21 protein-coding genes are annotated in these 22482 nt (G+C 38.8%); all 21 read left to right on the forward strand.

Annotated elements, in window-relative coordinates; translation table 11 throughout:
- The first annotated feature begins 10 nt into the window (after positions 1–10).
- The 21 genes from ACQRBH_RS06675 to ACQRBH_RS06775 all read left to right on the forward strand — a co-directional run bounded on the left by ACQRBH_RS06675 (position 11) and on the right by ACQRBH_RS06775 (position 22476).
- Positions 11–1681, forward strand: coding sequence for a putative polysaccharide biosynthesis protein (locus ACQRBH_RS06675; protein ID WP_427761237.1), 1671 nt, complete (start codon positions 11–13; stop codon positions 1679–1681).
- Positions 1682–1683: 2 nt separating this feature from the next.
- Positions 1684–2505, forward strand: a complete 822-nt coding sequence (locus ACQRBH_RS06680) for a pyridoxamine kinase (RefSeq protein ID WP_347376670.1) — start codon at positions 1684–1686, stop codon at positions 2503–2505.
- Between the two features lie 46 nt (positions 2506–2551).
- A complete protein-coding gene (locus ACQRBH_RS06685) occupies positions 2552–2932 on the forward strand; it encodes a hypothetical protein (RefSeq protein WP_347376669.1) in 381 nt (126 codons plus the stop codon).
- Positions 2933–3051: 119 nt separating this feature from the next.
- Positions 3052–3273: a DUF896 domain-containing protein gene (locus ACQRBH_RS06690; protein WP_347376668.1), complete on the forward strand. Its 222-nt coding sequence runs from the start codon at positions 3052–3054 to the stop codon at positions 3271–3273.
- Complete coding sequence (locus tag ACQRBH_RS06695) at positions 3242–3817, forward strand: 5-formyltetrahydrofolate cyclo-ligase (protein WP_347376675.1); 576 nt, start codon at positions 3242–3244, stop codon at positions 3815–3817. Before ACQRBH_RS06690 ends, ACQRBH_RS06695 begins: the two co-directional genes overlap by 32 nt.
- Before the next feature lie 5 nt (positions 3818–3822).
- Positions 3823–4005: a DUF4250 domain-containing protein gene (locus tag ACQRBH_RS06700; protein ID WP_235231432.1), complete on the forward strand. Its 183-nt coding sequence runs from the start codon at positions 3823–3825 to the stop codon at positions 4003–4005.
- Positions 3971–5410, forward strand: coding sequence for a tRNA (N6-isopentenyl adenosine(37)-C2)-methylthiotransferase MiaB (gene miaB / locus ACQRBH_RS06705; RefSeq protein ID WP_427761238.1), 1440 nt, complete (start codon positions 3971–3973; stop codon positions 5408–5410). Before ACQRBH_RS06700 ends, miaB begins: the two co-directional genes overlap by 35 nt.
- A gap of 78 nt (positions 5411–5488) precedes the next feature.
- A complete protein-coding gene (locus tag ACQRBH_RS06710; RefSeq protein WP_427742009.1) occupies positions 5489–5905 on the forward strand; it encodes a putative ABC transporter permease in 417 nt (138 codons plus the stop codon).
- A gap of 80 nt (positions 5906–5985) precedes the next feature.
- Entirely contained in the window at positions 5986–8634 is a 2649-nt protein-coding gene (gene mutS, locus ACQRBH_RS06715) for a DNA mismatch repair protein MutS (RefSeq protein ID WP_427761239.1), read from the forward strand.
- Between the two features lie 3 nt (positions 8635–8637).
- Entirely contained in the window at positions 8638–10569 is a 1932-nt protein-coding gene (gene mutL, locus ACQRBH_RS06720; protein ID WP_427761240.1) for a DNA mismatch repair endonuclease MutL, read from the forward strand.
- 2 nt (positions 10570–10571) lie between these two features.
- Positions 10572–11513, forward strand: a complete 942-nt coding sequence (gene miaA / locus ACQRBH_RS06725; protein ID WP_427761241.1) for a tRNA (adenosine(37)-N6)-dimethylallyltransferase MiaA — start codon at positions 10572–10574, stop codon at positions 11511–11513.
- Positions 11507–11800: a hypothetical protein gene (locus ACQRBH_RS06730; protein ID WP_235231437.1), complete on the forward strand. Its 294-nt coding sequence runs from the start codon at positions 11507–11509 to the stop codon at positions 11798–11800. The genes miaA and ACQRBH_RS06730 overlap by 7 nt, the downstream gene beginning before the upstream one ends.
- Before the next feature lie 28 nt (positions 11801–11828).
- The gene (locus ACQRBH_RS06735; RefSeq protein ID WP_235231438.1) at positions 11829–13115 is read left to right on the forward strand and encodes an aminotransferase class I/II-fold pyridoxal phosphate-dependent enzyme; all 1287 of its coding nucleotides are present in this window, start codon (positions 11829–11831) and stop codon (positions 13113–13115) included.
- A 14-nt stretch (positions 13116–13129) separates the two neighbouring features.
- Complete coding sequence (locus tag ACQRBH_RS06740) at positions 13130–14353, forward strand: NAD(P)/FAD-dependent oxidoreductase (RefSeq protein WP_427761242.1); 1224 nt, start codon at positions 13130–13132, stop codon at positions 14351–14353.
- Between the two features lie 26 nt (positions 14354–14379).
- Positions 14380–16005 (forward strand): NAD(P)/FAD-dependent oxidoreductase, encoded by a 1626-nt coding sequence (locus tag ACQRBH_RS06745; protein WP_427761243.1) that lies wholly within the window; start codon positions 14380–14382, stop codon positions 16003–16005.
- A 106-nt stretch (positions 16006–16111) separates the two neighbouring features.
- On the forward strand, positions 16112–16372 hold the full coding sequence (locus ACQRBH_RS06750; RefSeq protein WP_235231441.1) for a DUF4321 domain-containing protein: 261 nt from the start codon (positions 16112–16114) through the stop codon (positions 16370–16372).
- A 36-nt stretch (positions 16373–16408) separates the two neighbouring features.
- The gene (radC, locus tag ACQRBH_RS06755) at positions 16409–17101 is read left to right on the forward strand and encodes a RadC family protein (protein WP_427761244.1); all 693 of its coding nucleotides are present in this window, start codon (positions 16409–16411) and stop codon (positions 17099–17101) included.
- A 15-nt stretch (positions 17102–17116) separates the two neighbouring features.
- On the forward strand, positions 17117–18139 hold the full coding sequence (locus tag ACQRBH_RS06760) for a rod shape-determining protein (RefSeq protein WP_235231443.1): 1023 nt from the start codon (positions 17117–17119) through the stop codon (positions 18137–18139).
- A 1-nt stretch (position 18140) separates the two neighbouring features.
- Positions 18141–19019, forward strand: coding sequence for a rod shape-determining protein MreC (mreC, locus tag ACQRBH_RS06765; RefSeq protein WP_427742016.1), 879 nt, complete (start codon positions 18141–18143; stop codon positions 19017–19019).
- Positions 19020–19022: 3 nt separating this feature from the next.
- Positions 19023–19541: a rod shape-determining protein MreD gene (mreD, locus tag ACQRBH_RS06770; protein ID WP_235231445.1), complete on the forward strand. Its 519-nt coding sequence runs from the start codon at positions 19023–19025 to the stop codon at positions 19539–19541.
- Positions 19534–22476 (forward strand): penicillin-binding transpeptidase domain-containing protein, encoded by a 2943-nt coding sequence (locus ACQRBH_RS06775; RefSeq protein ID WP_235231446.1) that lies wholly within the window; start codon positions 19534–19536, stop codon positions 22474–22476. The genes mreD and ACQRBH_RS06775 overlap by 8 nt, the downstream gene beginning before the upstream one ends.
- Positions 22477–22482: the final 6 nt, after the last annotated feature.

Consider the following 22482-nt stretch of genomic DNA (forward strand, 5'->3'; position numbering starts at 1 on the left):
TGGAGTTATTATGGCAAAACAACAAAGTAGAAAAGAAAAAAATTTTCTGGTTCAGGGTTCTATCCTGGCAATTGCCGGGGTAATCACTAAGCTGATTGGAGCAGTTTATAGAATTCCTCTTACCAATATCGTTGGAAGCGAAGGAATGGGGTATTATAACGTTGCATTTTCTATCTATACGGTAGCTTTAATGCTCACCTCATACAGTCTTCCTCTTGCTGTCTCAAAACTGGTATCGGCCAGAATCGCTGTAGGGGAATATCGGAATGCATATAAAGTATTCAAATGTGCCATGGCTTTTGCATTGATTGCAGGAGGGCTGGTTTCTTTAATTATATTTGTGAGTGCAGACTTTATCGCAACAAATATCATGTCCATGGAAATGAGTGTATATGCGTTGCGTGTTCTTGCTCCATGTATACTGATTGTTGCTTTGTTGGGAGTTTTAAGAGGGTTTTTCCAGGGAAATGGTTCCATGGTTCCAACCGCAGTTTCTCAAGTGTTGGAACAGATCGTCAATGCAGTCATGTCTGTTGTTGGCGCATATCTGTTGCTTAGCGCAGGAAAAAATATTGCGGAAACAAGAGGAAATCAATCGTTTGGTCCAGCTTATGCTGCTGCAGGCGGTACCATAGGTACGATTTCTGGTGCATTTTTTGCACTCTTAGTCAGTGCAGTCATTTATTTTGCTTATCAGAAAATATTTAAGCGTAAAATAAGACGTGACCGCTCCCGCCATAGGGAAAGTTATAAAAAATTATCCAAAGTTCTTCTCCTCACGATCGCACCAGTCATCCTGAGCGCAACCGTTTATAATATCAGCGACTTTTTAGACACCGCAATCTTTAATAATATTATGGCTGCTCAGGGATATAAGAATGAAGAATATGCCAGTTTAATGGGAATGTTCAGCAGTCAGTACAGTACTTTGGTGAACGTTCCATTATCTGTTGCAAGTTCTCTTGCAGCTTCATTGATTCCAAGCCTTGTTACAACTGTACAGACGGGAAATCGCAAACAGGTACATAATAAGATTCATACGGTTACCAGATTCAATATGATGATTGCAATTCCATGTGCTGCTGGATTTCTAATTCTTGCAAAACCAATTATGGATCTGTTGTTTTACACGGAAGATAATGCAACAGCAGCTCTAATGTTACAGATGGGTTCTATTTCTGTTGTATTTTTCTGCTTGTCCACTGTAACGAATTCTGTGCTTCAGGGACTTGATGACATGATTACTCCTGTCAAAAATGCAGCAATTTCTCTATTAATTCATGTCATATCTCTAATACTGATGATGGTCATCTTCAAATGGAATATCTATGCAGTTGTATTAAGCAAGATTGTTTTTTCTGGTGCTATCTGTATCTTGAATGCTCATTCTCTGAGAGAACGGGTTGGTTATGTTCAAGAAAAGAAACGTACTTTTGTGATTCCAGTGATAGCGTCTGCTATTATGGCTGTGGTGACGATTGTTATTCATTTGTTGTTTGAACTATTTGCTGGTGAGAGTATTGCCACAATTATTGCATTACTTGTAGCTGTCGTTACATATGGTGCATCACTTGTATTGCTCGGTGGAGTAACAGAAGAAGAGATGCTGGAAATGCCAAAAGGAACAACCTTAATATCTCTATGCAGAAAATTACATTTGATAAGAGGAGAATACAGATAAAAATGAGACCAGTAAAAAAAGTAGCTTTGCTGCATGATCTGTGTGGCGTCGGAAAAGCTGCACTTATGAATATGATGCCGATATTAAGTGTAATGGGAATTGAAGCATGTCCGATTCCAACAATATTATTATCCACTCATACCGGTGGATACAAAACGCCGGCTATTTCACACATTCCAGGAGATTATATCCGTAATTGTGCTGATCATTATAAAAAAGAACAGATCTCTTTTGATGCTATATTTATCGGTTATCTAGGAAGTGTACAGATCATAGATTCTGTTATCTACTTTATTGAACAATTTCCAGATACTATGGTAATATTCGATCCAATCATGGGCGATCATGGACAGTATTATTCTAATTTTGATGCTTCTTATGGAAAGGCTATGAGAAAACTGCTGCCTTATGCAGATGTTATTCTCCCTAATTTAACGGAATGTTATCTTTTAACCGGGAAAGAATATCAGATTACTGGAAACCATCGAAATGTCTTGCCATTATGTAAGGAATTGCGTAAATACGGAAATTTTGATATGGTTATCACCAGTGTCCCAAAAGATGACTGTAAAAAAGGAATTGTACTTTATGAAGATAACGCATTCCTATATATTGGAAATGGTGAAGTTTTAAGTGAATATCATGGCACTGGGGATGCGTTTGACGGAATGTTTTTGTCAAAACTACTTCAGGGTTATTCATTGTTAGAAAGTGTACAGGCTTCTCATGCTTTTGTATGTGCGTGCATTCAGGAAAGCCAAAAATTCGATTATCCTGAACGAGAGGGTCTCTTGATCGAAAAAACTTTGCGTAAACTTGTATAAATCAGGAATTTTCAGCCAATACTGTACTAAAAAAGGAGTTGTCCTTATGAAAAATAAGTATGGTATTGGTTTTTTTGTGGTCATGATCATTGCTTTTGTTTTAATCGCAGGAGCTTATCAATCAAGTTATCAAAAATCAAAAGAACTTGCCGAATCAAAAGTTACCGAAGAAAAAACAGAGAAAGCAGCAACATCTCTGGAACCTTCTGTTGCAACGGAAGGACAGGCACTTAAAGATGACTGTTTTTATCTGATGGAAGTTAATGGATATGTAGTCGTATATTTAAGTGATAAGAAGACGCCTTATGAATATACAGATATTTTATATGATGAACTTCCAGGCACTCTGCGTGAAGAAATAAAAAATGGAAAATATATCGAAGACACCGAAGCTTTATATGGATTCCTGGAAAATTATTCCAGCTAATATACTCTTTACGATAAATCTAACATTTTGGAAAAAGAAAAGCAGTGGACTTCTAGGAAAAGATAGTGTAAGATAAGTATCGTAATTTCTTAGAAACCAGATAAGGAAGGACAAAAGATATGGACGAAAAAAAAATCGCAAGAATTAATGAATTATATCACAAATCGAAAGCCGAAGGATTGACAACCGCCGAACAGAAAGAACAACAAATATTACGAAGAGAGTATATTGACTCATTTAAGCGCAACCTTCGCAGCCAGCTTAATAACATTTCCATCAAGGAAGCGGATGGAACAATTACAGATTTGGGTGAGAAATTTGGAAACCAAAAAGGAAATTAGAAAAAAGATTAGCCGACTGAGACAGGAATTAGATCCTCTTATATGGCAACAAAAAACAGAATCCATCGCATCAGCGGTGATTTCCCATCCGTGGTTTAGAGAGACAACCGATATTTATAGCTATGTTGATTGCCATGGAGAAACCGGTACAACTAAGATAATAGAAGAAGCCTGGCGATTGGGGAAAAATGTTTGGGTTCCGAAAGTTATTGGCGCTGAAATGATTTTCTGTCATATCAGCAGTATACAAGAGCTGCGGCCAGGGGCATATGGCATATTGGAACCAGAAACAGACTGGATATCTGAAGGGACCGAGGGATTGATGATCATACCGGGAGTCGCTTTTGACAGCAGCTTCCATCGAATTGGTTATGGCGGTGGTTATTATGACCGATATCTTGCCGCACATCCAAGACTTCGTACAATGGCCATTGCCTTTGATTTTCAGATTTTTCAACAGATTCCTCATGAGACACATGATATCCAGCCGGAAGTACTGATTACAGAGACAAAAATATGCCAGAGAGAATACTATGAGGAGTAAGTGATATGCAGACAGGATTACCAAAAGATCCTATGCTTTTGCTGAGTGTGGTAAATACGAAAATCAGAGATTATTACCATACTCTGGATGCATTATGTGAGGACATGAATGTAGAAAAAGATGAGATTATATGCAAACTGAAAGGAATTGATTATGAATATGACGAATCAAAACATCAATTTGTCTAATGAGATACCGGATAAGGAACCTGAGCGTCAATATTATTACATAGAAAAAGCCAAAGAATATATTCAAAAAAAATCCCAGGAGATTGGACGACCGCTTACCTTTTGTGTAACCACATTTGGTTGTCAGATGAATGCCAGGGATTCCGAAAAATTACGCGGAATTCTATTGGAAATCGGCTATATAGAAGCATCTGAAGATATCGCCGATTTTGTTATCTACAATACCTGTACCGTTCGTGAAAATGCAAATACACGAGTTTACGGACGTTTGGGACAGTTGAAGCCAAGGAAGAAAAAGAATCCTAATATGATGATCGGTCTGTGTGGATGTATGATGCAGGAACCGGAAGTTGTGGAAAAGCTCAAGAAAAGTTATGGTTTTATTGATATTATTTTTGGGACTCATAACATTTTTAAATTCGCAGAACTAATCGTAACACGTCTGGAATCCCAGCGTATGATCATTGACATCTGGAAAGATACAGATCAAATCGTAGAAGATCTTCCAAATGAACGAAAATATTTCTTTAAGTCCGGAATTAACATTATGTTTGGCTGCAATAATTTCTGCAGCTATTGTATCGTCCCATATGTCAGAGGAAGAGAACGTAGCCGTGAACCCCAGGCGATCATTCGTGAAATTGAGCGATTGATTGCAGACGGTGTAGTGGAGGTTATGCTGTTAGGTCAGAATGTAAATTCCTATGGTAAGAATCTGGAACAGCCGATTACATTTGCGCAGCTTCTCCAGGAAATTGAAAAGATTGACGGTCTTGAAAGAATTCGTTTTATGACTTCACATCCGAAGGATCTGTCTGATGAATTGATTGAAGTTATGGGAAATTCGAAAAAAATCTGTAAACATTTGCACTTGCCGGTTCAATCAGGCAGTACCAGAATACTTCAAAAAATGAATCGCAGATATACAAAAGAACAGTACCTGGAATTAGTAGATAAGATTCGGAAAGCTGTACCAGATATATCTCTGACAACAGATATTATTGTCGGTTTTCCGGGTGAAACAGAAGAAGATTTTCAAGAGACGCTTGATATTGTACGCAAAGTCCGCTACGATAGCGCGTTTACTTTCATCTATTCAAAAAGAACAGGAACTCCGGCTGCAGTCATGGAAGACCAGATACCGGAAGACGTAATCAAAGATCGTTTCGATCGTCTGCTGAATGAAGTGCAGACCATTGCATCGGAAGTATGTGCTGTTCATGAAGGAACTACTCAGCAAGTATTGGTGGAATCTGTCAGTGAACATGACAGTTCAATGGTAACCGGACGTCTAAGTAACAATCTCCTGGTACATTTTGCAGGAAGTGAAGAATTAATAGGACAGCTGATAGACGTACATTTGACAGAATGCAAGGGCTTTTACTATCTCGGAGAGAAAATCTAGTCAAGAAATATATACCACCTATATTATGAATCAAAAACGCTCACACTATGTATGAACAACAAAGTGAGGGCGTTTTTTATGAGAAAATTAAGTGAGTATTTATTCTTATGGACTCTGGGAGGAAGTATATATTATCTGTTTGAAGTCGCATTTCGAGGGTTTTCCCACTGGACCATGTTTATACTAGGTGGAATCTGTCTTGTGTTTTTTACTATACAAGGCCAAATGGTTCATTGGAAAGATCCTTTATGGCGCCAGCTTCTTCGTTGTATGATCTTTGTCACTGCAATGGAGTTCATTACCGGGATCATCGTTAATAAATGGATGAACTGGAAAGTCTGGGATTATTCCGATCAGCCTTTTCAGTTGTTTGGACAGATTTGTCTGCCTTTTGTAATCATATTTTCAGGACTATGTGTCTGTGGAATTTTTCTGGGAGGTTATCTCTCTTATTGGTTATATGGTGAAGAAAAGCCTTATTACCATGTATTATAAATGAGAAATTCTATCTTTCTTATTTTGAGAAGAAATGATATAATAAAATGTAAAAATGTTAGCAAAAGAGGAGAATTAACGTGGCGGAATTAACACCAATGATGCAGCAATATATGGAGACAAAAAAGGAATATCCTGACTGCATCTTGTTTTATAGATTGGGAGATTTTTATGAGATGTTCTTTGATGATGCAATTACTGCATCCAGGGAACTTGAAATTACATTAACCGGAAAAAACTGTGGCCTTGAGGAACGTGCACCAATGTGTGGCGTTCCTTATCATGCTGTAGATGGTTACTTGAACCGCCTTGTATCTAAAGGTTATAAAGTTGCTATCTGTGAACAGATGGAAGATCCAGCCACAGCAAAAGGACTGGTCAAAAGAGACGTTGTTCGTATTGTGACGCCAGGAACTAATCTGGACACACAGTCATTAGATGAAACGAAAAATAATTATATTATGTGCGTTGTCTATATAGCCGATCGTTATGGATTATCAGTAGCGGATGTTACAACCGGAGAATATCTGGTGACAGAATTAGGTGACAGCGAAAAATTATTTGATGAAATCTATAAATTTATGCCCTCAGAGCTGATATGCAATGAGGCTTTTTATATGAGTGGCATGGATCTGGAACTATTAAAAGAAAAGTTAGGCATCACAATCTATTCTTTGGATGCATGGTATTTTGATGATGCCATCTGTCAGCGGACTTTAAAAGAGCATTTTCATGTGAATGTAGTGGAAGGTCTGGGACTTGCGGATTATGACTGTGGAGTCATTGCAGCTGGAGCACTGCTTCAATATCTGCTGGAAACACAAAAAAGAGATTTATCTCATATTACCAAATTATCTGTATATGCTTCTGGAAAATATATGCTTCTGGACAGTTCAACAAGACGAAACTTAGAACTATGCGAGACATTACGAGAAAAGCAGAAAAGAGGATCTTTACTCTGGGTACTGGATAAGACTAAAACGGCTATGGGAGCGCGAACTCTGCGTAAATATATTGAACAGCCATTGATTGATCGCAAAGAAATCGAACGTCGACTGGATGCTGTAGATGAGTTGAAGAATAACGCAATCTCACGGGAAGAAATACGAGAATATCTTTCTCCAATCTATGATCTGGAACGATTGGTCTGCAAGATTACTTATCAGTCTGCGAACCCAAGAGATCTGATTGCATTTGAAAGCTCATTGTCCATGCTTCCGCATATAAAATACATTCTTCAGGAAATGAAAGCACCACTCTTACACGAGATCTATGAAAATCTTGATACATTGGAGGAATTGTGCAATCTGATTCAAACAGCAATTCAGGATGATCCGCCACTTGCTATGAAAGAAGGCGGAATCATAAAAGATGGTTACAATGAAGAAGTAGACCGACTCCGATCAGCAAAATCAGATGGTAAAGAATGGCTTGCAAAATTGGAAGCAGATGAGCGAGAAAAGACAGGCATTAAAAACCTTCGTATTCGTTATAATAAAGTATTTGGTTATTATCTGGAAGTTACCAATTCTTTCAAGAATCTGGTGCCTGATTATTATACTCGTAAGCAGACACTTGCAAACGCTGAACGATATATCATACCAGAATTAAAAGAACTTGAAGATACTATTTTAGGTGCAGAAGACAGACTGTATGCATTAGAATATCAGCTTTATTGCGAAGTACGCGATCAGATTGCAAAAGAAATTCTTAGAATTCAAAGTACTGCTCATGCCATCGCACAACTTGATACATTTGCCTCAATGGCGTTGGTCGCCGAGAGAAATCAATATGTAAGGCCTAAGATCAATGAAAAAGGTGTGATCAATATCAAAGATGGACGTCATCCAGTTGTAGAGAAGATGATTCCAAATGACATGTTTATCGCCAACGATACTTACCTGAATGATAAGAAAAACCGTATTTCAATTATTACTGGTCCTAATATGGCAGGAAAATCTACATATATGCGTCAAACAGCGTTGATTGTATTAATGGCACAGATTGGATCTTTTGTTCCGGCTGCCAGTGCAGACATCGGACTGGTAGATCGTATTTTCACCCGAGTCGGAGCCTCTGATGACCTGGCTAGTGGACAAAGTACTTTTATGGTAGAAATGACAGAAGTTGCTAATATTTTAAGAAATGCGACGAATAAAAGCCTTTTGATTCTTGATGAGATTGGGCGAGGGACCAGTACTTTTGACGGATTAAGTATTGCCTGGGCAGTGATCGAACATATCAGCAACAGTAAGCTATTAGGAGCAAAGACACTTTTTGCAACCCATTATCACGAACTTACAGAACTAGAAGGCAAAATTGATAATGTAAATAATTACTGTATCGCTGTCAAAGAAAAAGGAGATGATATCATCTTTCTTCGTAAAATTGTAAAAGGAGGCGCAGATAAGAGCTATGGAATTCAGGTGGCAAGACTTGCCGGAGTGCCGGATTCTGTGATTCAGCGTGCGAAAGAAATCGTAGAGGAACTGGTTCATGCAGATATTACAGAGCGCATCAAAGATATAGCATCTCATGGACATGAACAACCTAAAGCGAAGCCAAAACATTATGATGAAGTAGACCTGGCACAGATGTCTCTGTTCGATACTGTAAAAGATGATGATGTAATCGATGAAATCAAAAGTCTTGATATCAGTAATCTGACACCGATTGAAGCTTTAAATACCTTATACCAATTACAGAACAAACTAAAAAACAGGTGGTAAAACATGAGCAAGATACACATATTAGATTCGGTAACCATTGATAAAATCGCAGCAGGAGAAGTTATTGAACGTCCCGCGTCTGTTGTGAAAGAATTGGTTGAAAATGCCATTGATGCAGGTGCTACAGCAATTGTTGTGGAAATCCAGGATGGGGGGATCGCTTTGATCCGCATTGCTGATAATGGATGCGGAATCGGAAAAGAAGATGTTCCAAATGCATTTTTGAGACATTCCACCAGCAAGATTCGCTCTGTTGATGATCTGGTACACATCGGTTCTCTCGGATTCCGCGGAGAGGCGTTGTCCAGTATTGCAGCAGTTTCTCAGGTAGAATTGATTACAAAGACAAAAGAACAGACCTTTGGAACACTTTACCGCATCTCCGGCGGAAAGGAAGAGGAGCTGGATGATACAGGAGCAAAAGATGGAACTACATTTTTGATTCGACAACTCTTTTATAATACACCAGCAAGAAGAAAATTTTTAAAAACTCCTATGACAGAAGCAAGCCATGTTGGTGACTTAATGACAAAAATGGCATTGTCTCACCCTGAGATATCATTTCAGTTCATCAATAATCAGCAATCCAAGCTGCATAGTTCAGGTAATGGCAATTTGAAAGATGTCATTTATCATGTCTATGGCCGAGAGATTGCATCGAATCTTCTGAAAGCAGACTATGAGTCTAATGGAATAAAGATTACAGGATTTCTGGGAAAACCGATAATTTCAAGAGGTAACCGTAATTTTGAAAATTATTTTATTAATGGAAGATATGTAAAAAGTACTATTATTTCAAAAGCTATTGAAGATGCATATAAAGACTTCACCATGCAGCATAAATATCCTTTTACCGTTCTTCATATTGAAATTGATGGAGAACATGTGGATGTCAATGTGCATCCGACTAAGATGGAATTACGTTTTAATAATCAACAGGAGGTTTATAATGCAGTATATACTGCAGTTGACCAGGGACTACATGCTCAAGAGCTGATTCCTCACGTGGAAGTGTCCATACCAAAAGCGGATCCACCAGTTACACCGCCTATGCCAAAGGAAGTAAAGAACAATGTACTCATGCGTACTGTCCCGGCAAAGTCAACCGAGAAAAAAAACAGTTCATCTGCCCCGCAGCAAGAACGAAATCTTGATTATTTTATGTCAAAGATGCGGGAGCGTGTGCAATCATATCATAATCAGAATTCTTCTGCGGAAGTTGTTGAGCAGAAGAAGATCTTCAAGCCAGAGATACAGGCAGACAGGATTCGTGAAACAGTAAGTTACGCGAAAAAGGAAGAAGAAGCAAAACAATTAGACTTCTTTGAAGAAAAGTTATTAACCAAAGAGGCGAAAAATGAATATAAACTAATTGGACAAGTATTTGAGACATACTGGCTGGTAGAATTCCATGACAATCTCTATATTATAGATCAGCATGCGGCCCACGAAAGAGTTCTGTATGAAAGAACTCTAAAAAGTATGAAGACAAGAGAATTCACATCTCAGATGATCAGTCCCCCGATTGTATTAGATCTAAGCATGCAGGAAGCTGAATTATTGAACCGGTATATGGATCAGTTCACACGGATTGGATTTGAATTTGAGGAATTTGGGCAAGAATCTTATGCTGTCAGAGCAGTTCCGGATAACCTATTTGGAATTGCCAAAAAAGATTTGTTATTACAGATGTTGGATAGTCTTTCTGATGAAATTCACCGTAATCTTTCGCCGGATATGATTGATGAAAAAGTTGCTTCCATGTCATGTAAGGCTGCTGTAAAAGGAAATATGAAATTATCTGCAGCTGAAGTAGATTCGCTGATTGGCGAACTTTTGACATTGGAGAATCCATACCATTGCCCACATGGACGGCCAACGATTATTGCAATGAGTAAACGAGAGTTAGAGAAAAAATTCAAAAGGATTGTTTAAATATGAAAAAACCATTAGTAGTTCTAACCGGGCCTACGGCTGTCGGAAAGACCAAAGCATCTATAGGACTTGCAAAAGCAATCGGCGGAGAGATCATATCTGCAGATTCCATGCAGATATATAAGCACATGGACATTGGTTCCGCGAAAATTCGCCAGGATGAAATACAGGGTATTCCTCATTATCTTGTAGATGAACTAGAACCTTGGGAAGAATTTCATGTAGTACGATTTCAACAGATGGCCAAAAAAGCAATGGAAGAAATCTATTCTCACCACCATATTCCAATCATTGTAGGCGGTACTGGTTTTTATATTCAGGCGTTGCTTTATGATATTGATTTTTCGGAAAATGATGGAGATTTATCCTATCGTCATGAATTGGAAGAATATGCAAGAACATACGGCAATGAAAAACTTCATGAGCGTTTGCTTGATATTGATCCTAATGCTGCTAAAGAAATTCATGCGAATAATGTAAAACGTGTCATTCGTGCTCTGGAATTTTATTATCAGACAGGAGAGCGCATTTCTGAACATAATGAAAAGGAACGCCAAAAAGAATCACCATATTGTTTTAAGTATTTTGTGCTGAATGATGACCGACAGAATCTATATCACCGCATTGATCAAAGAGTTGACCAAATGCTTCAGGACGGATTGGTAGAAGAAGTAGCACATTTGAAGGAGATGGGATGTACCAGAGAGATGGTATCCATGCAAGGGCTAGGTTACAAAGAAATTCTTGATTATCTGGAAGGTGCCTGCAGTATAGAAGAAGCTATTTACAAAATAAAACGTGACACAAGACATTTCGCAAAACGTCAGCTTACCTGGTTCAAACGCGAAAGACAGGTAAGCTGGATTAATAAGAAAGATTATAACTACGATGAGGAAAAAATATTACATGAGATGATAAAATCTTTGGAAGGAGTCATATGTTAAGAAGATTATTTGGCAGATCTGCTTTTTTAAAAAAGATGAATATATTAATGGAAGTCTATGCACAGTCACAAAATACATCTTCTACTTATAAACAGTTAATGGAATTAAAGCCATTAATCCGTACGGAAGGAGAAGAAGCCTGGTTCCAGCTAAATCGCGCTTCTTTGTTATATGATATGAAACGTTATCGAGAGGCAGCGGATGTGATTGTTGAAATCCAGCCAATAAATCCAGAGTTTAACGCACAGTGCGCAATTGTAAAAACAAAAATTCTGGAAGCATTATAGAGTATTGTAAAAATGGAAAGGGAATATTATGTTAGATGAAAAAGAACATTTATATAAAGAAATTGGCATTCAGCCTAAAGTACTGGAATTTGGTCAGGCCATAGAGGCTGATTTGAAAGAACGCTTTGAAAACATTGATCAGATTGCGGAGTATAATCAGCTGAAAGTCATCCGCGCAATGCAGGAAAACAGGGTAGATGCCACATGCTTTAATTATGCCAGTGGATATGGGTATGATGACTATGGTCGTGATACACTGGAAAAAGTATATGCATCTGTGTTTCATACAGAAAGTGCGTTGGTACGTCCACAGATTACTTGTGGCACACATGCTTTGGCTCTGGCACTTAGTGCGAATCTAAGACCGGGAGATGAACTTCTCTCCATTGCCGGGAAACCATATGATACTTTAGAAGAAGTAATTGGAATTCGTCCATCGAATGGTTCACTTGCTGAATATGGTATCACTTATGCCCAAGTAGATCTATTGGAAGATGGTAGCTTTGATTATGATAATATTCGCAAAGCTATCAATGAACACACCAAGATTGCTACGATCCAGCGTTCCAAAGGTTATCAGACACGTCCAAGTTTCTCTGTAAAACAAATTGGGGAAGCAATTGCTTTTGTTAAAAAGATTAATCCCGATATCATCTGCATGGTAGACAATTGTTACGGTGAGTTTGTGGAAATTATTGAACCAAGTGATGTGGGTGCAGATATGGTCGTTGGTTCTTTGATTAAGAATCCGGGAGGTGGACTTGCTCCAATTGGCGGTTATATTGCTGGCCGAAAAGACTTGATTGATTCTTGCGGTTATCGGTTGACATCACCTGGATTAGGAAAAGAAGTTGGTGCATCCCTCGGTATTATGCGCTCTTTTTATCAAGGATTATTCCTTGCACCTACCGTTGTAGCAGGTGCACTGAAGGGTGCAATTTTTGCTGCAAATATTTATGAGAAATTAGGATATCATGTGGTCCCGAACGGCACGGAAAGTCGTCATGATATTATTCAGGCTGTAGAATTCGGTATTCCAGAAGGAGTCATTGCATTCTGTAAAGGAATTCAGGCGGCTGCACCAGTTGATTCTTATGTTACCCCAGAGCCATGGGCAATGCCGGGGTATGACAGTGATGTGATTATGGCGGCAGGAGCTTTCGTGCAAGGTTCCTCCATTGAATTGAGCGCTGATGGTCCGATCAAGCCACCTTATGCTGTATATTTTCAGGGAGGATTGACCTGGCCGCATGCAAAACTTGGAATACTGATGTCTCTGGAATATCTGGTCCGAGAAGGAATTGTAACGTTATAAAGTAAGGAGAGCTTATGAAACGAATTGGAATTATCGGTGGTGGTGCCTCGGGAATTATTGCAGCGATCTCAGCCGCCAGATCAGACAGTCATACACAAGTTTTCATTCTTGAACATAAAGATACAATTGGAAAAAAAATATTGGCAACGGGTAATGGACGATGCAATCTGACAAATCAGATAATGGAGGCTACCTGTTACCATAGTGAAAATATTTCCTTTGTAGAAGAAGTTCTGAACCGTTTTGGATATCAGGCAACACTGGATTTTTTTCATTCTCTTGGGCTGATTACCAAATCTCGTGGGAATTATATATATCCCCGTTCTGACCAGGCATCATCCGTATTAGACCTATTGATACTGGAACTGAAACGACTAGGGGTACAGATATATACCGGTGTTCATGTGACAAAACTGGAAAAAAGTAAAAGGGGATTTCGCGTATATACAAAAGAACAGACGTTCCGGGCTGATAAAGTAATTCTTGCCTGCGGTGGAAAGGCATCCAGTGCATTGGGTTCTGATGGGAGTGGATATTCACTGGCCAGATCTATGGGACATTCAATCATACCGGTGTTTCCCGCATTGGTTCAGTTGAAAGTACAGAAGCATCCATTTGCCAAGGCCTCTGGTGTACGCACAGATGCAAGAGTGACCGCCTATGTCAGTGGAAATGAACTGGGTTCTGACACAGGTGAATTACAGATTACGGCATATGGAATTTCTGGAATTCCCGTATTCCAGATCAGTCGTTACATTGCAAATGGATTGTATAACAAACAAAATACAGAAGTGCATATCGATTTTTTGCCAGATATAACACACAGTGAATTCAGGGATTTTCTCTTTGAACGAAAAAACGGGCATGAAGATATGTATATTGGTGATTATCTGACAGGAATATTCAACAAGAAATTAATTCCAAGGTTATTAGAACAGGCGCATATTCGTATCCAGACAAAAGTTGGTGATCTCACGCATAAACAATTACAAACTTTTGTGGATACGTGCAAGAAAACTGTCTTAACCATTTCGGATACGAATGGATTTGAAAATGCCCAGATTTGCGCTGGTGGTGTGTGTACCGAAGAAATATATTCTGCAACAATGGAATCTAAATATGTAGAAGGTCTTTATCTGACAGGAGAATTGCTTGATGTAGACGGTATCTGTGGAGGATATAATCTTCAATGGGCATGGGCAACAGGATATCTGGCCGGTGGCTCTGCCGCATCTTGATCATTACTTCGAAAGGAGAGACATGTATGATAAGAATCAATCAATTGAAATTAGATATTCACCACTCAGAGGCGGATCTAAAAGCGAAGATTCTCAAAACCCTTCGCATAAAGGAGGATGCGCTTCTTTCTTATTCTATTCAGAAGCAGTCTATAGATGCCCGTAAAAAACCGGATCTTTTTTATGTCTATGCGATAGATGTTATAGTAAAAAATGAATCAGCTCTGAAAAAGCACATAAAAAATAAGAACATCTTATTTCGAGAGAAGCCAATTCCTTATACAGTGCATGTAACTGGGACTGAAAAACTATCCTGTCGTCCTGTTATCATTGGCACCGGTCCTGCCGGACTTTTCTGCGGATATCAACTGGCATTACTCGGATATCGTCCAATTCTTCTGGAACGCGGAGCATCTGTAGATGAGCGAATCGCAGATGTAGATAGATTCTGGGAAAAAGGATTATTGAATTTAAATTCTAATGTTCAATTTGGGGAAGGTGGCGCAGGAACTTTTTCAGATGGAAAACTGAATACTCTAGTGCATGATTCACAAGGCCGCAATACTCGCGTCCTTGAAATCTTCGTAGAACAGGGTGCGCCAAAAGAAATTTTATATCAGAATAAACCGCATATCGGAACGGATATTCTGGCCAGGGTTGTAAAGAATATAAGAGCATTTATCCTTTCTCATGGAGGAGAAGTCCATTTTCACACACAAGTAGTGGATATTCAGACTGAAACTTATAATGGGCAAAAAAAACTGACTGCATTAAAGGTTAAGAATTTGTTAGACGGAACATTCAGCATCCTAAATACAAATCTTGCTGTACTTGCGATAGGACATAGTGCAAGGGATACATTTTCTATGCTTTATAAAAATGGTATTCCAATGGATGCAAAGTCTTTTGCTGTCGGTATTCGAATGGAGCATCCTCAAGAAATGATTAATCAGAATCAATATGGAGAGAGGTATTCCAAAGACCTTCCTGCCGCTGCATATAAATTAACTGCCAATCTCCCCAACGGAAGAGGCGTGTATACTTTCTGCATGTGTCCCGGCGGATACGTTGTCAATGCATCTTCGGAATCCGGTCGCCTGGCGGTAAATGGAATGAGTTATCATGCAAGAGATGGACGTAATGCCAACAGTGCCGTCATTGTAACAGTAACACCGGAGGACTACGGAGCTGAAAATGCTCTTTCAGGTGTGGAATTTCAACGAAGACTAGAAGAGAAAGCTTATCAAGCTGGTTCTGGAAAAATTCCAGTACAATTGTTTGCTGATTTCTGTCAAAATCTCCCATCAAAAGAACCGGGAAATATTACTCCGCAGATGAAAGGGGATTACACTTGGACTAACGTAAGAGCCATTTTTCCGGAAGAACTTGCCGCTTCGCTGGAAGACGGTATTAAGACCTTTGAAACCAAGCTTTCCGGGTATTCTCGCCCGGATGCTGTCATTTCGGGCGTGGAGAGCCGTACATCATCTCCGGTGCGTATTCACCGTGATGATACTATGCAAAGTGATTTGTGTGGGCTATATCCTTGCGGAGAAGGTGCTGGCTATGCCGGAGGTATTACATCTGCTGCTATGGATGGCCTAAAGGTTGCAGAATCCATCGCCCAAAAATACCAAATTTTCGACAATTAGTCGAAATGCTTAAGAAATTTTTAATGGGATAAGTCTATACACTGATTCTGAAATATGATAAAATGTAGTGAGTTTTTTAGATAGAGAAAAACGAGGAGGAGTACATATGAAGGGAACAGGAAGCAAGAATGCCTGGTCTTTATTTCTGTTATTATTAACAGGAATTGTGTTGGGAGGTTTTATTGGAATGCTGGCTGAAGGCACTCCCGCTCTTGGTTGGCTGGCCTATGGACAGTCCTTTGGACTTGAAGAACCGATTGTCCTGAATCTTGGGATACTGGTTCTGACATTTGGCCTTTCCATCAAGATTACCATCGCAAGTATTATTGGCATGATTCTTGCTATTATCATTTATCGTTTCTTATAACTTCTATTATGAGTGTCGTACGAATCTAAAGATAAGATGAATCAGTCAAATACCATGAAAGAAATACCTGAAATGGAACGTCCCTATGAAAAATGCGAACAAAAAGGAGCTGGCAGTTTAAGTGATGAAGAATTGCTTGCTGTATTATTACGTACCGGCACTCATGGTGAAAACGCACTTTCTCTTGCAAGGAGAATTCTTTATCACGCAGGAGAAACAGGAATATTAGGAATCCATCAGTTTAATCTGGAGCGTTTGCAAAAAATTAAAGGGATTGGCAAGGTAAAAGCAATTCAGATATCATGTATCTCAGAACTTGCCAAAAGGCTTGCAAAAGCTTCCTATCAGGATACATTAAGTTTTTCGTGCCCGGAAACAGTTGCAAAATATTATATGGAAGATATGCGGCATGAAAAACAAGAACAGATGAAATTATTAATGTTGAATTCAAGAGCAAAATTGATTGGTGAGACTAATATATCAAAAGGAACTGTAAACGCTTCCTTAATCACACCAAGAGAGCTTTTTATAGAAGCATTACAAAAGAATGCTGTATCCATAATTATTATGCATAATCACCCAAGTGGTGATCCAACTCCCAGCCGTGAAGATATGCTGACAACCAAGAGAATCCTTGATGCAGGGGCTTTGATCGGAATAGAATTGTTAGACCATATCATCATTGGCAATAATTGTTATATAAGTTTCCGGGAGGAGGGAATGCTTTAGAAAGGATCGTATCAAATGGCAAGAAATGTATACGGATTAGACCTTGGTTCTTATGAAATCAAGGTCTATGATAAGAAGAAGGATACTATATGGAAAGAGAAAGATGTCATTGCAATCAAAGATTCACGGGATATTTTTGCCGTGGGAGATGATGCTTTCGAGATGTATGAAAAGGCACCTTCTAATATTGAAGTTGTATTTCCGATGAAAGAGGGAGTCATATCACGATTTAATTATATGCAGTTCCTGCTTCAGAATCTTTTGAAAAAAGGAAGACAATTTGCAAGAGGTTCCGAATATGTTATTGCAGTGCCAACGGATGTTACGGAAGTTGAGAAAAAGGCTTTCTTTGATCTGGTGATTCATTCTACGGCAAAAGCAAAAGAAGTCAATATTGTTGAACGTGCTATCGCAGATGCTGTGGGACTGAACCTGGATGTTAAGAACACAAAGGGATTGTTTATCGTTAATTTTGGTGGGGAAACTACGGAATTATCTGTAATTGCAGGCGGTGGTATGGTTATGAATCGTCTGCTGAAGATTGGAGGTTCGACTTTCGATCAGTCTGTTGTGACATTAATACGTCACAGCCACGATTTCCTGATTGGAAGACATACTGCCGAAGAATTGCGCAAGAATTTCGGGATTTTTACCAGCGATTCTGATTCTGTTCTTCCGGCGGCAGGACGTGATCTGATTACCGGTGTACCGATGAGAAAACCGATTTCCATCAATCTTGTGAGGTCTGCTATGAAAGATCCTCTTTTGGAATGTGTACATGCGATTAATTCGTTGCTTGACCGTACACCACCGGAAGTACGTAAAGCAATTCATGAGAATGGCATCTTCTTAACAGGAGGAGTGGCCCATACACAGGGATTGGAGACTTATATCGAAGAGATGGTCGGAATTACAACAAGGACAGCATTGGAACCTGATATCTGTGCTGTGTCCGGTCTAAAAAAGATCATTATGTCAAAAGATTTAAAGAAACTTACTTACTCAATGTTGAATGAAAATTATAGGTGGATGAGATAAAATGAAAATAAAAAATCAATCTTCCCTTTCAAGTAAATACTGGCTCTTGATCCTTGCAGCCATCTGTATCATCCTGCTGGGCATTGAACGTTTTTCAGATGGTGGCGGTCCTTTACGTTTTATTGCTAATTATACAGTAATTCCTATGCAGAAAGGAATCAGTTATGTGGGTCGTTTTATGAGTGATGTATCCGGTAATTTTGAGACCTTAGAAGATGTGAAGAAAGAAAATAAAGAACTGCAGTCTAAGGTTGACGAGCTTACGATTGATAATACCAGACTTCGACAGGAGCAATATGAATTAGAGCGCCTTAGAGAATTATACAAGTTAGATCAGAATTATTCTGACTATGAAAAAATCGGTGCCCATGTAATCGCCAATAATGGGAGTAATTGGTTCAACGATTTTACTATTGATAAGGGGAGCAATGACGGTGTACAAGTCAATTCCAATGTTCTTGCGGGCAGTGGTCTGGCAGGGATTGTAACAGAAGTTGGTCCTGATTATGCCCGCGTACGTTCTATTATTGATGACTCAAGCAATATCAGTGCCATGATGCTTTCTACTTCTGATACGTGTGTTGTTCGAGGTGATCTGGAGCTAATGGCGGACGGAAGAATTCGTTTTGAAAAACTTGCCAATAACGAAAATGAAATCGAAGTTGGAGAGCAGGTAGTAACATCACATGTCAGCAATCGTTTTCTTCAGGGACTATTTATTGGATATGTCAGTGAAATTGAAGTGGATGCGAATAATCTGACACGCTCCGGTTATATTACACCGGCTGTTGATTTCAGTAATTTACAGGAAGTTCTGGTAATCACAACTACCAAGCAGGACTTGTTGGATTCTAAGGATGACAGCAGTAAAGGAGAATAGTCTATGAAGCGAAAGTTAATAACTTTTATTATTATTATCCTCTGTTTTTTACTGGAAGGTTCTGTATTCCATCATTTATCCTTTGCTTCCATTAAGCCGAATCTTTTGATTATCGTAACATCATCATTTGGATTTATGCGTGGGAAAAAGGAAGGGCTTTTTGTTGGATTCTTTTCCGGTCTTCTTGTCGATATCTTTTGGGGCAATGTATTGGGATTCCATATGTTGTTATATGCAGTTATTGGATATATTAATGGATTTTTCCAACGATTATTCTATGATGACGATATCAAACTTCCAATCGCGTTAATTGGAGCAAGTGAACTTGTCTATGGTTTGATCATTTATATTTGTATGTATATGCTTCAAGGTGATTTTGCATTTTTTCATCACTTGACAAGCATTATTTTGCCAGAACTGGTATACACAATTCTGGTTACTCTGGTACTATATCAAATTATATTACATGTCAATAAGAAACTTGAAGTAGAAGAACAAAGGAGTGCAAGCAAATTTGTATAATTTATGGGACCGGATCAAAACCGGAATATTGGAATTCTTACAATCCCGAATATTTGTTATCATTGTAGTATTTTGTGTAATGTCAGCAATTCTTGTTCAGCGTGTCTTTTACCTGCAGATTGTCAAAGGCCAGGAATATTATGATGACTATAAACTTCAGATTCAGAAGACGAAGGAAGTTCAAGGTACCCGTGGTAATATATACGATCGCAATGGTAACCTTCTTGCATATAACGAACTGGCATATTCTGTAACGATTGAAGATACGGGAGAATATGACAGTATCAAGCAAAAAAACAAAGAGATGAATAAAGTCATTACAACCGTCATTGAGATGGTCGAATCCAATGGAGATACTGTAATCAATAGTTTTGGCATTATTCTGGATAATGATAACGAGTATATGTTTGTCCATGAAAATGAGACACAGAAATTAAGATTTATCGCGGATGTGTTTGGCAAAAAAACAATTGACGAATTGTCTAAAAAACAACAAAATATGTCTGCGCAGGATATCATTGATTATTTGTGTACAGACGAAATATATGGTTATGGAATTGACCAGAAAAAAATGGAAAAAGAAGATGTGTTGAAGTTGATAAATGTCCGCTACGCAATTTCTTTGAATAATTTCCAAAAATATATAACAACTACAATCGCAGAAGATGTCAGTGAAGAAACGGTTGCAGATGTTATGGAAAATCTAGATAGTCTGCAGGGAGTCAATATCGAAGAAGAATCTTTAAGAAGATATACAGACAGTTACTGTTTTGCCAATATTATTGGATATACCGGACAGATCTCCCAGGAAGAATATGATGCATTAAGCAAAGAAGAGCAAGAAACATATTCAAAAACGGACACTGTAGGGAAGTCTGGACTGGAAAAGACGATGGATACCATGCTTCAAGGGAAAAAAGGAGAAGTAAAACTATACGTTAACAGTGTCGGAAAGGTTATTGAGACAGTAAAAGGAAAAGATCCTGAAGCTGGAAACGATGTCCATCTTACGATTGACGCGAATCTTCAAAAAGCTGCATACCATATCATTGAACAGGAATTAGCCGGAATTCTTCTGGCGAAGATACAAAACGCATTAGATTATGATCGAAATCAGGTCGAGGATGGAAGCGATGTTATCATTCCTATTGGTGATGTATACAATACCTTTATCAGCAATGATATTCTGGATATGACACATTTTGGTGAAGAGGATGCCGGCGCTGCCGAACAGGAAGTCTATGGTATCTTTACCAACAGAAAAGAAGAGGTTGTTCAGCAAATTTCTGACATTCTTCAGGATACAAATGCTGCTGCATATAAAGATCAGCCCAAAGAGATTCAGGCATATTTAACCTATCTTGTGACAGATGTTCTGACAAATGGGACTCAGATTATTATGCCAGATGCTATTAATACCAATGACAGTACTTATAAAGCATGGAAAGACGACGAAAGCATTAATATCAATACGTATTTAAATTATGCAATTTCTCAAAACTGGATCGATACTTCTCTGTTAAAAGAATATGTTTCAAAAGGTGAAGAATATTCCGATTCCAGTGAACTTTATCAGGGAATTGTTGCGTATCTCCTTGATTACATCAGTTCTGATAATAGTTTTGATAAACTGATATACAAATATATGATCAAATCAGGCGAAGTCTCTGGAAGACAGATATGTCTGATGTTGTATGAACAGGGAGTTCTGGAATATGATCAGGCACAATATGATGGTCTGAATTCAGGTAGTATTACTGCCTATGATTTCCTTCGCGGTAAGATTCAGACACTGGAGATTACACCTGGACAACTTGCCTTAGAGCCTTGTACCGGTTCCATGGTTGTGACGGATCCGAACAGTGGTGAAGTACTTGCCTGTGTATCTTATCCTGGTTATGACAATAATCGCCTGGCAAATACCATGGATTCCAATTATTATAATAAACTGGTAACTGATCAGGCCAGACCATTCTATAATAATGCAACACAAGAAAAAACTGCACCGGGTTCTACTTATAAACCGCTAGTCGCAATTGCCGGCTTGACAGAAGGGGTTATTGATGTGAATACAATTCTCCCTTGTACCGGTATTTATAAAAAAGTGGAACCAAATCCAAAATGCTGGATCTATCCGAATGCTCACGGCAGTTTAAATGTAGAAGGTGCTATTCAAAATTCATGTAATAATTTCTTCTATGAAGTAGGATATCGATTAAGTTTGCAAGATAGTGGCCTTGACCAGATTAGTTCTGACAACGTAGAAGGTAAAGCTACAAGCACATATTATTCTAGTGATCTGGGAACAGATACTTTGAAAAAATACGCGGAGGCGTTTGGCCTTGGAGAAACTTCGGGATTGGAAATTCCAGAATCTGAGCCACAGATATCCGATGAATCATCTGTCCCATCAGCGATTGGACAGGGTACTAACAATTATACAACGAGTCAGTTGGCAAGATATATTACAGCAGTTGCCAATAAGGGAACTGTCTATAATCTAAGCCTGATTGATAAAGTCACTTCTGTAGACGGAGAAATCATTAAAGACTATGAGCCGGAAGTAACAAACACCATAACGGATGTCGCATCTTCCACCTGGACGGCCGTTCATAACGGTATGCAAAGGGTAGTAACCGTCGCACATAGTGATATATTTTCCAAATTAAATTCCAGTGGCCTGTCTTTGTACGGGAAAACTGGTACTGCACAACAGAGTAACACACATCCTGACCACGGACTTTTCGTTGGATTCGTTCAAGATGAAAGTCAAGAGGTGGCATTTGCAATTCGTATTGCAAACGGATATAGTTCTACTTATGCTGCTGAAATTGGGAATAATGTGATGGAATACTATTATCAGATAACACCGGAAAATGAAATCATTACCGGAGCAGCCGCAGAAATTAGTACAGGAACATCAGGAGGAGATTAAGGGAAA

The sequence above is a fragment of the Bariatricus sp. SGI.161 genome, assembly GCF_050313695.1.
GTDB lineage: Bacteria > Bacillota > Clostridia > Lachnospirales > Lachnospiraceae > JAFBIX01.

Bases quoted from the DNA above. Each gene is read 5' to 3' on its own strand.
- ACQRBH_RS06675 (WP_427761237.1), top strand. From the start codon at position 11: ATGGCAAAACAACAAAGTAGAAAAGAAAAAAATTTTCTGGTTCAGGGT.
- ACQRBH_RS06680 (WP_347376670.1), top strand. From the start codon at position 1,684: ATGAGACCAGTAAAAAAAGTAGCTTTGCTGCATGATCTGTGTGGCGTC.
- ACQRBH_RS06685 (WP_347376669.1), top strand. From the start codon at position 2,552: ATGAAAAATAAGTATGGTATTGGTTTTTTTGTGGTCATGATCATTGCT.
- ACQRBH_RS06690 (WP_347376668.1), top strand. From the start codon at position 3,052: ATGGACGAAAAAAAAATCGCAAGAATTAATGAATTATATCACAAATCG.
- ACQRBH_RS06700 (WP_235231432.1), top strand. From the start codon at position 3,823: ATGCAGACAGGATTACCAAAAGATCCTATGCTTTTGCTGAGTGTGGTA.
- miaB (WP_427761238.1), top strand. From the start codon at position 3,971: ATGAATATGACGAATCAAAACATCAATTTGTCTAATGAGATACCGGAT.
- ACQRBH_RS06710 (WP_427742009.1), top strand. From the start codon at position 5,489: ATGAGAAAATTAAGTGAGTATTTATTCTTATGGACTCTGGGAGGAAGT.
- mutL (WP_427761240.1), top strand. From the start codon at position 8,638: ATGAGCAAGATACACATATTAGATTCGGTAACCATTGATAAAATCGCA.
- miaA (WP_427761241.1), top strand. From the start codon at position 10,572: ATGAAAAAACCATTAGTAGTTCTAACCGGGCCTACGGCTGTCGGAAAG.
- ACQRBH_RS06730 (WP_235231437.1), top strand. From the start codon at position 11,507: ATGTTAAGAAGATTATTTGGCAGATCTGCTTTTTTAAAAAAGATGAAT.
- ACQRBH_RS06735 (WP_235231438.1), top strand. From the start codon at position 11,829: ATGTTAGATGAAAAAGAACATTTATATAAAGAAATTGGCATTCAGCCT.
- ACQRBH_RS06740 (WP_427761242.1), top strand. From the start codon at position 13,130: ATGAAACGAATTGGAATTATCGGTGGTGGTGCCTCGGGAATTATTGCA.
- ACQRBH_RS06745 (WP_427761243.1), top strand. From the start codon at position 14,380: ATGATAAGAATCAATCAATTGAAATTAGATATTCACCACTCAGAGGCG.
- ACQRBH_RS06750 (WP_235231441.1), top strand. From the start codon at position 16,112: ATGAAGGGAACAGGAAGCAAGAATGCCTGGTCTTTATTTCTGTTATTA.
- radC (WP_427761244.1), top strand. From the start codon at position 16,409: ATGAATCAGTCAAATACCATGAAAGAAATACCTGAAATGGAACGTCCC.
- ACQRBH_RS06760 (WP_235231443.1), top strand. From the start codon at position 17,117: ATGGCAAGAAATGTATACGGATTAGACCTTGGTTCTTATGAAATCAAG.
- mreC (WP_427742016.1), top strand. From the start codon at position 18,141: ATGAAAATAAAAAATCAATCTTCCCTTTCAAGTAAATACTGGCTCTTG.
- mreD (WP_235231445.1), top strand. From the start codon at position 19,023: ATGAAGCGAAAGTTAATAACTTTTATTATTATTATCCTCTGTTTTTTA.